This is a genomic window from Salmonella enterica subsp. enterica serovar Typhimurium str. LT2, from assembly GCF_000006945.2.
Taxonomy (GTDB): Bacteria; Pseudomonadota; Gammaproteobacteria; order Enterobacterales; family Enterobacteriaceae; genus Salmonella; species Salmonella enterica.
This window is the reverse complement of record NC_003277.2, coordinates 34,022-48,187: the sequence shown is the minus strand read 5'-3', so window position 1 is coordinate 48,187 and position 14,166 is coordinate 34,022. Positions and strand designations below refer to the sequence as shown.

13 protein-coding genes are annotated in these 14,166 nt (G+C 52.2%); 9 read left to right on the top strand and 4 right to left on the bottom strand.

Annotated elements, in window-relative coordinates; genetic code table 11:
* The first annotated feature begins 419 nt into the window (after positions 1-419).
* Complete coding sequence (gene samA / locus PSLT055; RefSeq protein NP_490545.1) at positions 420-842, top strand: mutagenesis by UV and mutagens; related to umuDC operon; 423 nt, start codon at positions 420-422, stop codon at positions 840-842.
* Positions 842-2,116 carry a mutagenesis by UV and mutagens; related to umuDC operon gene (gene samB, locus PSLT054; protein ID NP_490544.1) on the top strand — a complete coding sequence of 425 codons (1,275 nt, stop codon included), beginning with the start codon at positions 842-844 and terminating at the stop codon, positions 2,114-2,116. Before samA ends, samB (PSLT054) begins: the two co-directional genes overlap by 1 nt.
* An 81-nt stretch (positions 2,117-2,197) precedes the next feature.
* On the opposite strand, the gene parB is transcribed toward samB (PSLT054), so the two are convergent.
* Together parB and parA are read right to left on the bottom strand one after the other, a co-directional pair.
* Positions 2,198-3,175, bottom strand: coding sequence for a plasmid partition protein B (gene parB, locus PSLT053; protein NP_490543.1), 978 nt, complete (start codon positions 3,173-3,175; stop codon positions 2,198-2,200).
* Complete coding sequence (parA, locus tag PSLT052) at positions 3,172-4,377, bottom strand: plasmid partition protein A (protein ID NP_490542.1); 1,206 nt, start codon at positions 4,375-4,377, stop codon at positions 3,172-3,174. The genes parB and parA overlap by 4 nt, the downstream gene beginning before the upstream one ends.
* A gap of 414 nt (positions 4,378-4,791) precedes the next feature.
* Between parA and samB (PSLT051) the strand changes: the two genes are divergently transcribed.
* Both samB (PSLT051) and PSLT050 read left to right on the top strand, forming a co-directional pair.
* The gene (samB, locus tag PSLT051) at positions 4,792-5,733 is read left to right on the top strand and encodes a putative cytoplasmic protein (protein ID NP_490541.1); all 942 of its coding nucleotides are present in this window, start codon (positions 4,792-4,794) and stop codon (positions 5,731-5,733) included.
* 1,153 nt (positions 5,734-6,886) lie between these two features.
* Positions 6,887-7,213: a putative cytoplasmic protein gene (locus PSLT050; protein ID NP_490540.1), complete on the top strand. Its 327-nt coding sequence runs from the start codon at positions 6,887-6,889 to the stop codon at positions 7,211-7,213.
* On the opposite strand, the gene PSLT049 is transcribed toward PSLT050, so the two are convergent.
* Positions 6,907-7,323 (bottom strand): putative DNA polymerase III epsilon subunit (3'-5' exonuclease), encoded by a 417-nt coding sequence (locus tag PSLT049; RefSeq protein NP_490539.1) that lies wholly within the window; start codon positions 7,321-7,323, stop codon positions 6,907-6,909. The two genes, PSLT050 and PSLT049, sit on opposite strands and share 307 nt — an antisense overlap.
* A gap of 85 nt (positions 7,324-7,408) precedes the next feature.
* Positions 7,409-8,524 carry an alpha-helical coiled coil protein gene (tlpA, locus tag PSLT048; RefSeq protein ID NP_490538.1) on the bottom strand — a complete coding sequence of 372 codons (1,116 nt, stop codon included), beginning with the start codon at positions 8,522-8,524 and terminating at the stop codon, positions 7,409-7,411.
* A 258-nt stretch (positions 8,525-8,782) separates the two neighbouring features.
* Between tlpA and PSLT047 the strand changes: the two genes are divergently transcribed.
* The 5 genes from PSLT047 to PSLT043 all read left to right on the top strand — a co-directional run bounded on the left by PSLT047 (position 8,783) and on the right by PSLT043 (position 14,039).
* Positions 8,783-9,271: a putative cytoplasmic protein gene (locus PSLT047; RefSeq protein ID NP_490537.1), complete on the top strand. Its 489-nt coding sequence runs from the start codon at positions 8,783-8,785 to the stop codon at positions 9,269-9,271.
* 654 nt (positions 9,272-9,925) lie between these two features.
* Positions 9,926-10,666: a putative carbonic anhydrase gene (locus PSLT046; protein NP_490536.1), complete on the top strand. Its 741-nt coding sequence runs from the start codon at positions 9,926-9,928 to the stop codon at positions 10,664-10,666.
* Between the two features lie 206 nt (positions 10,667-10,872).
* Positions 10,873-11,433 carry a putative resolvase gene (locus PSLT045; RefSeq protein ID NP_490535.1) on the top strand — a complete coding sequence of 187 codons (561 nt, stop codon included), beginning with the start codon at positions 10,873-10,875 and terminating at the stop codon, positions 11,431-11,433.
* Positions 11,417-13,081 (top strand): putative integrase protein, encoded by a 1,665-nt coding sequence (gene rlgA / locus PSLT044; protein ID NP_490534.1) that lies wholly within the window; start codon positions 11,417-11,419, stop codon positions 13,079-13,081. Before PSLT045 ends, rlgA begins: the two co-directional genes overlap by 17 nt.
* Positions 13,014-14,039 carry a putative phosphoribulokinase / uridine kinase family gene (locus PSLT043; RefSeq protein ID NP_490533.1) on the top strand — a complete coding sequence of 342 codons (1,026 nt, stop codon included), beginning with the start codon at positions 13,014-13,016 and terminating at the stop codon, positions 14,037-14,039. Before rlgA ends, PSLT043 begins: the two co-directional genes overlap by 68 nt.
* Positions 14,040-14,166: the final 127 nt, after the last annotated feature.

The following is a 14,166-nucleotide window of genomic DNA, read 5'->3' as shown; positions in this document are numbered from 1 at the left end:
GCCGACCGTGGAATAACGAGCCGACAATTCTCATCGTCGGCGAGCTTATGCCGCGAAAGCGGCTTGAAGGGCGCCCTTAAACTGGCGAGGGTATGGAGTACAATCACAACGACGCCAGCGCCCGTCCCGTGACAGGCCGGACGCGGCACACTGGCAGCGGGTGGCAGTCAGCATCAGGTGTGCAGGAATGGCCGGGGTGACAACAGGAGCTGAAGGGAAACACCAGAGGAGGACAGATGACATACCAACAGTTCTGCGTTGCTCCTCCACAGGGTTATTAACTGATTCTGTGGATAACCTGACATCTGTTTTTCCAGGCAGAACAGTTATCTGAGGGGAAACAGTAAAATTTCACTTGCAGGACAGAAAATATCTTAAATAATGCTGTATATAAAAACAGGCATTTTAAGAGGTATGCCATGTTACTGCTTGTAGCACCCGAACAGGAGCCGGTACAGTCCACTGCCCCGCTGTTCACCGAACGTTGCCCGGCGGGGTTTCCGTCGCCGGCCGCCGATTACACAGAGGAGGAACTGGATCTGAATGCCTACTGTATACGGCGTCCGGCTGCAACATTCTTCGTCAGGGCTATCGGGGATTCGATGAAAGAAATGGGTCTGCATTCCGGCGATTTAATGGTTGTCGACAAAGCTGAGAAACCCATGCAGGGGGATATTGTCATCGCGGAAACAGATGGCGAGTTCACCGTTAAGCGCCTGCAGTTGAAGCCCCGTATCGCCCTGCTGCCGATTAATCCGGCCTACCCCACGCTTTATCCGGAAGAACTGCAGATTTTCGGGGTGGTGACGGCTTTTATACACAAAACCCGGAGCACAGACTGATGTTCGCTTTGGCTGACGTCAACTCGTTCTATGCCAGTTGCGAAAAGGTCTTTCGCCCCGATTTGCGTGACAGGTCTGTGGTGGTCCTGAGTAACAACGATGGTTGTGTAATCGCGCGCAGCGCTGAAGCAAAAAAACTGGGCATAAAAATGGGGGTGCCGTGGTTTCAACTGAGGTCGGCGAAATTTCCGGAGCCGGTTATCGCGTTCTCCAGTAATTACGCCCTCTACGCATCAATGTCGAACAGGGTCATGGTTCACCTGGAAGAGCTGGCGCCACGCGTTGAGCAGTACTCCATTGACGAGATGTTTCTGGATATTCGCGGTATAGACAGTTGCATCGATTTCGAGGATTTCGGCCGACAGCTGCGTGAGCACGTTCGTTCCGGCACAGGGCTGACCATCGGCGTCGGAATGGGACCGACCAAAACGCTGGCTAAAAGCGCGCAATGGGCATCGAAAGAATGGTCACAGTTCGGAGGCGTGCTTGCCCTGACGTTACACAATCAGAAACGAACGGAGAAACTGCTGTCACTGCAACCGGTGGAGGAAATCTGGGGTGTGGGCCGCAGGATCTCAAAGAAGCTGAACACAATGGGGATCACCACAGCACTGCAGCTGGCCCGCGCGAATCCAACGTTCATCAGGAAAAACTTTAATGTGGTTCTGGAGAGAACGGTCCGGGAACTCAATGGAGAAAGCTGTATTTCCCTGGAGGAAGCACCGCCCCCCAAACAGCAGATAGTCTGCAGCAGAAGCTTTGGAGAACGAGTCACGACTTATGAAGCGATGCGGCAGGCAGTCTGTCAGCACGCTGAACGTGCCGCCGAAAAGCTGCGTGGGGAACGGCAGTTCTGCAGGCATATTGCCGTGTTTGTGAAAACATCGCCGTTCGCCGTAACTGAGCCCTACTACGGTAATCTGGCCAGTGAAAAACTGCTCATCCCCACGCAGGATACACGGGACATCATTGCCGCTGCCGTCAGAGCTCTGGACAGGATCTGGGTGGATGGTCACCGTTACGCAAAGGCAGGCTGTATGCTGAACGATTTCACGCCAACCGGGGTATCGCAGCTTAATTTGTTTGATGAAGTACAGCCGCGGGAACGGAGCGAGCAGCTGATGCAAGTCCTGGATGGGATTAACCATCCGGGCAAGGGGAAAATATGGTTCGCCGGTCGGGGGATTGCCCCCGAGTGGCAGATGAAAAGGGAACTACTTTCGCCAGCTTATACGACACGTTGGGCAGATATTCCTGCAGCGAAATTGACTTGAAATTGTGGCGATTTCACCTTGAAATTCTCAATATAAATTACTTAATTACAATAAGTTAGATGTGAAATCGCCGTGGCGAAATTATTGACTCAAATTTCTCTCAAGGACCTCGTTGATAGCTTTGTCCAGTTCATCCTGAACCACTTTTGACATACGACTAAACTCATAAGTTAGCGTACGCCCTTTCACACGCTTGCGCGCGAACTTGTCCTTTTCTTCAAAGGTCCAGAGTGCGGAAATTACTGACTTTTCCTTAGGAGGCGGAGCTATCAATGCCTGAGAGGCCTGAGAAATCAATTTCAGTATACTGGATTTCTGTTCGTCGTCTGGTCGCTCGTAGTCACTCAAAATTGCATCATGCTGATCTGAGACAGACTGAATGAGCCCTTCAGACGTTAAACCCTTTTCACTGAGTTTTTCATTAACCTCTAACAGAATTTTATAGTCACTAAACGACAGCTCAGACTGAACCGGGAACAGAGAAATCAATTCTTGCGGTACTGCTGCCGCCTGCAGTGCCCTGGTGACCTTAGCCTGGGATAACCCCTCCAGTTCAGCAATTTCCTTTTGATTGAATCCAGACTCTTTCAGAGCCATCAATCTTAAGCCGATCTCCCGAAGGTTATGCTCTTTAGCTGTCTGGATATCTTTAGCCAGATGGCGAGCTTCATCAGCTGATAAAAGTTCATTGGTAACCATTACATCAAGGCCTGTACGGATATAAATCGCTGAGGCTCGCCGTCTTGAACCATCCAGTATCTCAATCCTTTCACCTTGCTGAATGCCAATACAGGGGAAGAACTGCTGAAACTTAATCGTCTGGATAATAGATTTCAGGGACTCCCTGGTCAGAGCAAGTTGATCTCTTCCGTTGGTTTCCTGGTTTACGAATGTCTTACTTTCAACGTCCGATGCAGGTACCCGAACAAACCTGAACGTTATCTTCCTGCCGGTTTTTAGGGTAAATACCTGACTTCTTTGGGTGTCAGTCATCTCAACCATTGACGCCTGGGTATTTAACTGTCTGCCAATAGTTTTTCTTCTCTCATTCGACATCACATACCTCCATTAGTACGAATGAACTCAATGCGATCAAATACGGCCTTCGCAAAGTCTTCCGCTGCTGATTTTGCGCTTTTAAGCGCCTCGGTGCTTCCATCATAGGTTGCTGGATTTGCGGAAATAACTGTGTCAAAAGTCTCCCCGCATCGCTCGAAGCCATCCAGCCTCGGCAGAACCATGTCGAGCATATCGGCACCGAATACTTCTTTGGCCTGACTATGGCAAATTTTGTGATCAGACTTGTTCAGGATTTTGGACATAAAACCTACATTCCCGATGAGATTGCAGGTGTGTCCATCCTGTTCGATCGAATCAATAAGCGCAGGAAGGCTGGCTACAAACTTCAGGGAAGAATGAAAATCAACCGTTGCCGGAGGAAGTGGAGTCAACATCAGGTCTGCCGCTCCGATGCAGTTTTTCAGGAACGCATCGAGGTGAGGACCACTATCAAGGAAGATAAAGTCGTAGTCATACCGGAGCTTGTCGATAATGTTCTCTTTAAGCACTGCATGAATATTTTGCCCTGGCAGATGTTCCTCACACAATCCCTTCCAGCCTTCAGCAAGGAATGCATCGTCAATGGAAGCGGGAATAACATCAACGCCCGGGATAATTGACGACACGATGAAATCGGAAAGTAATTCTTCACGAGACACGTTCTGGAGCATGGCCTGAGCAGCCGTATTTTCAACCAGGCCCACTGAATTCTCATGGCTCAGGAACATTGTCAGAGATGCCTGCGGATCGAAATCGATGGCCAGGATACGCAGGTCTTCGAACAGAAGCTGAGGATGAGCCCGAAATGCATGGGATAATGAAGCGGTAGAAACTGTCTTGGAACCGCCACCTTTAAGGTTACATACAAATATAGTGAAAGCTTTATCGAAGCGATCTCTGTACTTGGGCACTTTACGATGGAAATACAGATCGATAACGTTCTGAATCGTCATCGCGTACTTCATGGTATTGCCAGAAGGTTTCTTTTTAAAAATGTAGCCACTGGCTTCCATTTCGGCCACAGCATACTCAACACTCCCTTTGCTGAGCTTAGGCAGCTTATATAGGGCGGCTTTGCTGTATTCCTGATAGAACTCGGTAAGCTTCAATTCCTCTTTTTGCTGGCGGATACTTTCGCTCAAGGATGTCAGAAGTTTACCTGCACGTGTGGCGACTTTCCGTAACTGCTCAATATTTTCCATTTATCACCTCATGATGTTTTTTGTCATTTTGAACAAAAAGAATCATGTTGCAAGAAATAAATCATAATATTTTGATTTTGCTCTCACAGGAGGCACCGAAGATTAAATGGAGAAGAGGGCACTACATCCACAATCATTTTGTTAACCCACAGCGCAAACCGTGAGTCTGTTCAGAGCTTGCATCTGAGCAGGCGAAGGGTTGGACAAGCCCAAGGGGCGCGTCAGCCAGGCACATTAGGGTATAGTTCAGCAGTACCAGTTTCTGCCAGGACATGGATATCTCCGGGCAAGCAAGCTGATGATTAAAAAAGAAAGAGGGGACTGCCCCTGAAGGAATTGCAATTCCGTTCCTCGCAATGTCAACATTTTTTGCCTGTGATACTATGACCGGGTCATTTTTCAGAGCATGGACTGATGAAAAAGAAAAACACTACGCCGACTCCCCACGACGCGACATTCCGGCAGTTTCTGACACAACCTGACATTGCCCGGGATTTTATGGAGCTGCATCTGCCGGCAGAGCTGCGTGCCATCTGCGATCTCAGTACACTGAAACTGGAATCCGGCTCGTTTGTTGAGGATGATCTCCGCCAGTATTTCAGCGACGTCCTCTACAGCCTGAAAACCACAGCCGGCGACGGATATATTCATGTCCTGGTTGAACACCAGTCAACACCTGACAAACATATGGCTTTCCGCCTGATACGCTATGCGGTGGCCGCCATGCAGCGCCACCTGGAGGCAGGGCATAAAAAACTGCCACTGGTGATACCAGTGTTGTTCTATACGGGGAAACGCAGCCCGTATCCATACTCCACCCGCTGGCTGGACGAATTTGACGATACGGCTCTGGCAGACAAACTCTACAGCAGTGCTTTCCCGCTGGTAGACGTTACGGTCATTCCGGATGATGAAATCGCCGGCCACCGTAGCATGGCCGCCCTGACTTTATTGCAGAAACATATTCATCAGCGGGACCTGGCAGAATTGGTTGACCGGCTGGCGCCCATTTTGCTGGCCGGATATCTGTCTTCATCGCAGGTAATATCGCTGGTACACTATATAGTGCAGGCAGGCGAAACATCGGACGCCGAAGCCTTTGTACGCGAACTGGCACAGCGTGTGCCGCAACACGGAGACGCACTTATGACCATCGCACAACAGCTCGAACAGAAGGGCATCGAGAAGGGGATTCAGCTCGGTGAACAACGTGGTATCGAAAAAGGCCGTTCAGAAGGGGAGCGCGAAGCGACTCTGAAAATAGCCCGTACCATGCTCCAGAACTGCATTGACCGCAATACCGTCATGAAAATGACCGGTCTGACTGAAGACGACCTAGCGCAGATCCGCCACTAATCCCCCTTTTCTGGCACTCCCTGCCCGGCCATCAGCGAATACTGGTGGGGCAGGGAGGCATCAGGCTCTGCCAGCCACAGCGATCAAACAGCTTCATTACCCCCGCTACGTTCCCTGTCAAACGTGCTGTCAGCGAATTTATCTGTCGGCCGCTGTCGTTAAAACCGACATCGAGTTTGGCCCGTGAGAGATAAATGCCGTTCACGCCTGCACTGAGCGCCACAGCATTCCGGCCGGACCATTCCCGATCGCTCAGCAGACGGTAGTTCCAGTGCATATCTTTCGCTGTTTCCAGAGCATACGTCAGCCGGAACAGGTCGTTCTGCTCGGACAACTCACCGGTGCATGAACGCCAGAGGTAATTCAGCTTGCTGGCCAGCTTGGCGCTGACGCCCATCTGACGTCCCTGTTTCAAAAGCCACTCGATATCGGGCGTCACATCACGAGAAAAACGCCGTTGCTTCAGCGCAGTCGCCAGCCAGCGGGTGAGAAAGAGGTTTTCCTGTGCCGGCGAGAGAACGCCACCATCCTGCCTGGCCAGCGCAAGCGCCACCAGGGCACACCACGCCAGATGACCTGATTTTTCTGTCAATGTCACGGCTTCTCCCGCAAGTCAGAAAAATGATGTAATTCATCAGGCATAATCAGCACACGTCAGCCCGTCTTACGGAGAAACATTCGCCGCATCTCACGCGTCAGCTGCTTCTTCTCCCATCCGTAAGGGAAAATAATGCTGTAGTCCCTCCTCTCAGGGAGGATATCAGGGCCCGCGACGATTCGCGCCACCTCCTTATTCAGGCGTTCTCCTCGCCAGCCATAAGCCGCCAGTCGCTTACGGATACGTGCAACGGGAAAACGTTTATCGGAGTGACGGGGGAAGAGTAACGTCCCGTCCTCATTTCGTTTGACACCAAACATATCCAGAGACTGTTCGATCACCACTGTTCGAACGGGGAAATGCTCACGCATAGTTTTCAACATATTCTCCATTTCAGACTCCTGAATTAATCCCTGCAACTGTCTGACCAGCCAGAGAGCAGCGTTATGCTGGCTCACTCCCTGCGTCATCATTCATTTCACACTGGAGTTCATGCCAGTATCCGGCAATATTGTTTACCACCTGTGCTGTCATAACGGCGTCAGTGACGGCGGAATGAGCCACCCCGATCCAGCTCAGGCCAGCCTGACTGACAGCACCGGAAAGCGATATGGTTCCGTAACGATTTGTACTGCAGCTGCTGCCGGATCGATGCCGACTGTGGGTTTCAGGCGGGTCTCAAATATCCTCTCACCGCGGGCATTCACCAGACCGATTTCCAGCGCCTGCGCGCCGGCATCAAGTCCGGTCGTTTCGGTATCGAGGAAGACGGGGCCCAGTGCTAACCAGGTATGTGCCAGCATGGCGAACCTGCCACGCTCACTCTTCATCCGGGCCTGCAGGCCCAGACGTGTGCTGGCCAGCCGCTGTTTTTCTGTCTGAGGGCGTTTCGCCCGCATCGGGACGCAGTCAGCCAGCCGCCATACGCCGTATTTCCCGCCGTAAGGACTTTTGTACATTCTGACCGGTTCCGCACCAGGGGCTGGCTTCATCCTGAACTCATCCCGAAGCCGCCCTTTGGTGTAGCATTTATCCTCCGCCCGGGGCGCTTCATCACAGGCGTCTGAATTGTCATCATCACGCATTCTGGCCACCGGTCTGTTTATTGCCTGAAAGCGCCGCCATCAGTGACTGGTTCTGACGCTTCAGGGCTTCAGCCTCACCACGCAGTGCCGCGACCGTTTCTTTCTCCCCCATCGTCTCCAGACGGGCATCATCACGCTGGTTTTCCAGCTGTGTGCAACGCTCTGTCAGACTGGCTATTTCACTGCCCATACGCACCAGTTGCTCCGAGGAGGCCTTTTCCTGCGATTCCAGCCTTGCGGTGAGGCTGCTGACTCTGTCACGTTCAAGTGCAATCTCACCGGCGCGCGCCTGCGTGTCAGCGATGGCCTGCTCGAGGCGTTGCTGCAGCGTTTCGCGGGTGGCCAGATGCTGCTGACGTTCTGAGGCCAGCGCATTTTCCTGCGATTCAAGGCGGGTAAGGAGAGTATTGACTTTATCGCGTTCAGACTTCAGTTCTTCTGTACGCGCATTAGCTTCGGCAGAAATTTGCTCCAGTCGTTTCTGCAGGTCTTCCCGCGTGTTTTTGTGCTGTGCCTGCTCCGCATTAAGCGCATCCTGCAGCACTGTCTTCTGCTCCTGATACCGTTCCTCTCGCTGACGGGTATTCTCTTCAGCGGCCGCAAGACGCTCTTTCAGCTGGGCCATCTCCACATCATGCTGCTGACGCAGTGAACGTTCTGACTCCAGCGCCAGCGTCAAACTGTCATATCTGTCCTGCAGTTCATCCAGTTTTTCTTCCAGGTCGTCGACTGTCTGCGCGGCGTCGGCCAGCTCCCGCTCTGCCTGTGCGGTCTGTTCACCGGCAGCACGCGTGACTTCCGCAACCCGGCGTTCTGCAGCCCGGACCGCCTTGTCATTCAGTTCTGTCGCCAGCTGGGTGATGCGTTCGGACAGCGCGGCGGAGACGGCCTTCACTTCTTCAGCCACTTCCACTGGCAGCTCGGCAACGGGTTCAGTGACGACCGTGCTCTGTGAAGCCTGGTATTCGTCCCATATCTGGCGGAGACGTGTCGGATTGCCGCCACCCACCTGGTTACGTAGTGCGAACCCGGTGATATTCCGTCCTTCAGCCTGCAGGGCCAGCCCTGCTTCAATAATCTGTTCTGGTTCGTATGTCGCCGGACGCATCTGTCAGTCTCCGCATAAAGGGGTATGCTTATATTATACACAAACAAACCAACAAATAAACTAACTAACAAACAAATTAAAGACGTGACAGGGTAGCGAAAAAGGGCACCAGGACAGCGCACCGCCGGTCGAATTGCTGGCACAGCATGTCCGGAGCCCGGGCGGGATGCACCACAGGTACGATGCACGCCACTCTCCTTGCCAGGTACTGGTGTTAATGCTAATGTACGCATACGTTAGCATTAACCAGAGACAGACATGCCGCAGGATGAATCAGTCGTCAAACGGGCCAGGGAATACTTTTTCCGCCACCACCGGTATACAGAGGAAGACCTGGAATCCGACTACCAGGCAGAACTGTGTAACTACAGGGATGACACCTGGGAAGCACCACAACGGGCAGCCAGACTCAGTGCGGCCGTCAAGCGCTACAAAACGTATGAGATGCTGTACTTCTTCTTCCAGATCGCTGATGAGGCCGGGCTGGACTATACTCCGCTGGTTGTAAAGCGCCTGTGCGCTCATCTTTTCGACAGGCAGGGCAGCCAGAATATTATTGTTGATATCTTTGGCCAGAAGGGACGCATGCACCGCAGCCATGACAGTGATCCTGACATTATTGCTGCCGTTGCCGAACGCTACCGGCAGCAGGCAGAGGACCACTGGCAGACAGTTCTGAAGAATATCGGGAGAGTGAAGCAGGACTACCAGAAAAATCAGAACAGACAGAAAGGCGCAGGGGATTAAATGCATGATTAATGCTAATGTATGCGTACATTAGCATTAATCACATAAGTCAGTGAAAATAAATCAGGCTTATTCAACGTTGCGAAGGTTCTTTGGCCAGTTGCTGGAGCTACTTCCCGAAATCAGGAAAGCCTGCGGCTGAAAGTACATCAGCAACAGCACTGGCTCTGGGATGGCCACGTTCAAGCCAGACCAGACTGAGAGCCACACCTGATTTCTCCGTATCATAACTGTGACGCGACAACCGGAATTACCAAACGGACACTCAAAGAATGAGATGAACGCTCCAGACTTATGAAGTTCGGAACACACAGAGTTCCTAGTTGTAGCGGCTCGCAATCGAAATCCCCCCGACTCGCAATCAGCGCAAATTTCGGCTCACATTAACTGCAAATGAAAAATGCCACCGGCTCACATTAAGTGACAATGGGCTCGCATTTATCCTGCCCGGCTCGCAATCCATTCCACCGGGCTCACAATAACTGCAAGTCAACTTCGTCATATCGGCAAACCGACTGCCAGCATTCTATTTTCCAGTTCGACTGGTCTCAGATATTTATTCATACTGGTTAAAAATTGTCGTTTTGGTTTGATTAACGTTTACCTACGTATAATCGCAGCAATTGGAGTTAACTCAGTAAATAGGAGCAAATAATGGAACAAAACCAACCAGCACAACCTTCACGACGTGCAATACTGAAACAAACTCTTGCAGTATCTGCTTTGTCTGTCACCGGGCTGGCGGCCTTATCGGTACCAACTATCTCTTTCGCCGCATCACTGAGCAAAGAGGAACGTGACGGTATGACTCCAGATGCAGTCATTGAACATTTTAAACAGGGTAACCTGCGCTTCCGGGAAAATCGCCCGGCTAAACATGATTACCTGGCACAGAAGCGCAACAGTATTGCGGGTCAGTATCCTGCTGCGGTGATCCTTAGCTGCATTGACTCACGTGCGCCGGCGGAAATTGTGCTGGATGCGGGGATCGGTGAGACGTTTAATTCCCGCGTAGCGGGTAATATCAGTAATCGCGATATGCTGGGCAGCATGGAGTTTGCCTGTGCAGTTGCCGGCGCGAAAGTAGTGCTGGTTATAGGACACACCCGCTGTGGCGCAGTACGCTGTGCTATTGATAATGCTGAACTGGGTAACCTGACGGGGCTGCTGGATGAAATTAAACCCGCGATTGCAAAAACGGAGTATAGCGGTGAGCGTAAAGGTAGCAATTATGATTTTGTCGATGCGGTGGCACGAAAAAATGTCGAGCTGACTATCGAAAACATCCGCAAAAACAGCCCGGTGCTGAAACAACTGGAAGATGAGAAGAAAATTAAAATCGTTGGCAGTATGTATCACCTTACTGGCGGTAAGGTTGAGTTTTTCGAAGTATAACTGAAGCAGTCCGAGTCCGAATACAGTCAGCCTCGCATTACATTAAGAGCTCATTAAATTTTCTCTGGAATGAAAATGTATTTTTTGAGTACACCCAAAACGCACAGTCTGGTGAGACAGTTTTTCTGTCTCATTTGGGTTGTTTTTATCCCATTCCGGTGTTACGTTTTCATCATCTAGAGTTAAACGAGACAGTTTTCACCATTATGGCACTTTACGGCTATGCCCGCGTTTCAACCAGCGATCAGGATCTTACTCTGCAGACACAAATTCTCCGCGCTGCTGGTTGTGAAATTATTCGTGCAGAAAAAGCCAGCGGAAGCGGCCGGACCGGAAGGAGCGAGTTGCAGCTGCTGCTGGAGTTCCTGCGCCCTGGTGATACGTTGATGGTGACACGCGTGGATCGCCTGGCCCGCAGCATTAAGGACCTGCAGGACATTGTGTATGCCCTGAATCAACAGGGCGTAACGCTCAGGGCAACAGAACAGCCAGTGGACACGCGTTCAGCTGCAGGCAAAGCCTTCCTCGATATGCTGGGTGTTTTCGCTGAGTTTGAAACCAATCTGAGACGTGAACGCCAGATGGAAGGCATTGCCGCGGCGAAAGCCAGGGGCGTATACCGGGGAAGGAAACCGTCCATAGATCCTGCTGTGGTATATCGTCTGTATACCATTGAGAAGATGGGAGCCACAGCCATCGCCCGCCAGCTCGGGATTGGGAGGGCGTCAGTCTACCGGGCGCTGGAAAATTATGAGCAGCCGGCGTAGCGCGATTCCGTCTGACTCCCTGTTGCAACTACGGCAACGGCTCGATCGCCTGCCGCCAAAAAGCCCTGAACGTGCCAATCAGATTGCCGCTACCGCCCAGCTGTATGGTATTTCAGTCACGACGGTTTATCGCGCTCTTCACCTTGTTTTGAAACCGCGAACGGCCCACCGCAGTGATCATGGTCAACCCCGGATACTGCCACCGTCCGAGCTGGAGCATTACTGCGAACTGATTGCTGCACTGAAATTACGAACCACAAATAAATCCGGCCGCCATCTGTCGACCGGACGGGCAATACAGCTGCTGGAAGAGCATGGCGTGGAGACGGTCCAGGGATTGATTAAAAGTCCCAAAGGCTTACTTCGTAAGCAGACCGTCAATCGCTGGCTTTCCCGCTGGCGTCTCGACCAGCCCCGCCTGTTACGGGAGCCTCCGGCGGTAAGATTTCAGGCTGAAAACAGCAATGACTGTTGGCAGTTTGATATGTCGCCATCCGATCTCAAACATATTGAGCGGCCTGACTGGGTAGATCCTGCCCGGGGCGAACCCACGCTGATGCTGTTCAGCGTAGTGGATGACCGGAGCGGTGTCGCATACCAGGAATACCGGTGTGTGTACGGTGAGGATGCGGAATCTGCGCTGCGTTTTCTCTTTAACGCCATGGCCCCAAAAACCAGGTCTGATTTTCCTTTTCAGGGCCGCCCGAAATTGCTGTACCTCGATAATGGACCGGTGGCCAAAAACCATGTATTCCAGAATGTGATGCAGTCCCTGAAGGTTGACTGGCTGACGCATACGCCGGCAGGCAAGGACGGCACCCGGACGACGGCACGGTCCAAAGGTAAAGTTGAACGTCCTTTCCGGACCGTCAAGGAGGCACATGAAACTCTGTACCATTTCCATAAACCGGAAACGGAGCTGCAGGCCAACGAATGGCTCTGGAACTATCTGAGCCGTTATAACGCGCAGCGTCACCGCAGCGAGAAACACTCCCGACTGGAGGACTGGCTGGCAAATATCGGCCAGGAAGGTGTGAGGGATATGTGCAGCTGGGAACAATACTGTCGGTTCGCCCGGGAGCCGGAATCCCGCAAGGTGGGTGTTGATGCGCGGATAACGATAGACGGCACCGCATGGGAAGTTGAACCGGATATGGCGGGTGAAACCGTCATTCTGCTGTGGGGGCTGTTTGACGAAGAGATGTATGTGGAGTTTACCGGTGAAACATGGGGGCCTTATTATCCGGTGTCGGGGCCTGTGCCGCTGCACCGTTACCGGACGTTCAGACGCGGTAAAGCGGCTGAACGGGCCGATCGTATCCATGCTCTGGCCAGGCAGCTGAACATCCCCATCAGCGCATTGTCCGGCAGCGATCTCCGCGTGGTCAGTGATGACACTCAGCAGCGCATTGATGCGTTGCCACATCAGCCCTTTGATACCCGAAAATTTGAATACCACTTTCCCACCGTTATTGCGGCAAAACTGGCAATTGCCGACGATCTGGCCATACCGCTGGCCAGAATGTCGGATGAAGACCGGGCGTTTATCGACAGTATTCTGACTGAGACGCTTAACCGTAGTGAAGTACTCGCCCGCATCAGAGACTATTTTCGTAGCAGACAATCAGGAGAGGACCATGCGGGTTGAAGTGATGGAGCATTATGGACTGACGCAGTCTATTGAACAGGCCGGGTATTATGAAACTGCCCACCATAAGCAGCTGATGAAAGACATTAAGGGTGCGATACGCGAAGGACGACTGATAGCGGTCTGTGGCGTGGTGGGAAGCGGTAAAACCGTCACTCTGCGACGCCTGCAGCAGCAACTGCTGGATGAAAATAAAATCATTGTCGCCCGCTCCCTGTCGGTGGACAAACAGAGTGTCCGGCTCGCCACGCTGATTAATGCCCTGTTTTATGACCTGGCACAGGATAAACAGGTGCAGATCCACAAACAAGGTGAACGCCGCGAGCGTGAGCTGCAGGAACTGGTCAAAAAAGGCAAACGCCCGGTGGCGCTGTTTGTTGATGAAGCCCATGACCTGAACGGTAATACACTAACGGGGCTCAAACGGCTGATGGAAGTGGTTGAAGACGGCGGTGGTAGGCTGTCCGTCGTTCTGGCCGGTCACCCAAAACTGCGTAATGACCTGCGTCGTCCGACGATGGAGGAAATTGGCTATCGTACCGATATTTTTACACTGGACGGGATCACCGGCAGTCAGCGTGAATATATCCAGTGGCTGCTGAAGACCAGCACCGGTAAGGGTAAGCCGGAAGATATTCTAACGACCGAAGCCGTTGACCTGCTGGCGATGAAACTGCGAACACCGCTGCAGGTCCAGTTGCACCTGACGCTGGCGATGGAAGCAGGATACCAGACGGGCGAAAAACCGATTACTGCCACTCTGGTTGAATCCGTGCTGTCACGTCAGCTGGATGACCTGGAGCCGACGCTCACGCGACATGGTTACCGGCTGAAGGATATGGTGGAGCAGTTCGATGCAAAACCAGCTGAAATCAGGGCATTATTTAATAATCAGTTAGACCCTGCCCGCACGGCCGAACTACGCGACAGAATGCTGGCGGTCGGTCTGCCAATATGACGATGTTGATTTGCAGTTATTGTGAGCCCGGTGGAATGGATTGCGAGCCGGGCAGGATAAATGCGAGCCCATTATCACCTAATGTGAGCCGGTGGCGTTTTTCATTTGCAGTTAATGTGAGCCAAAA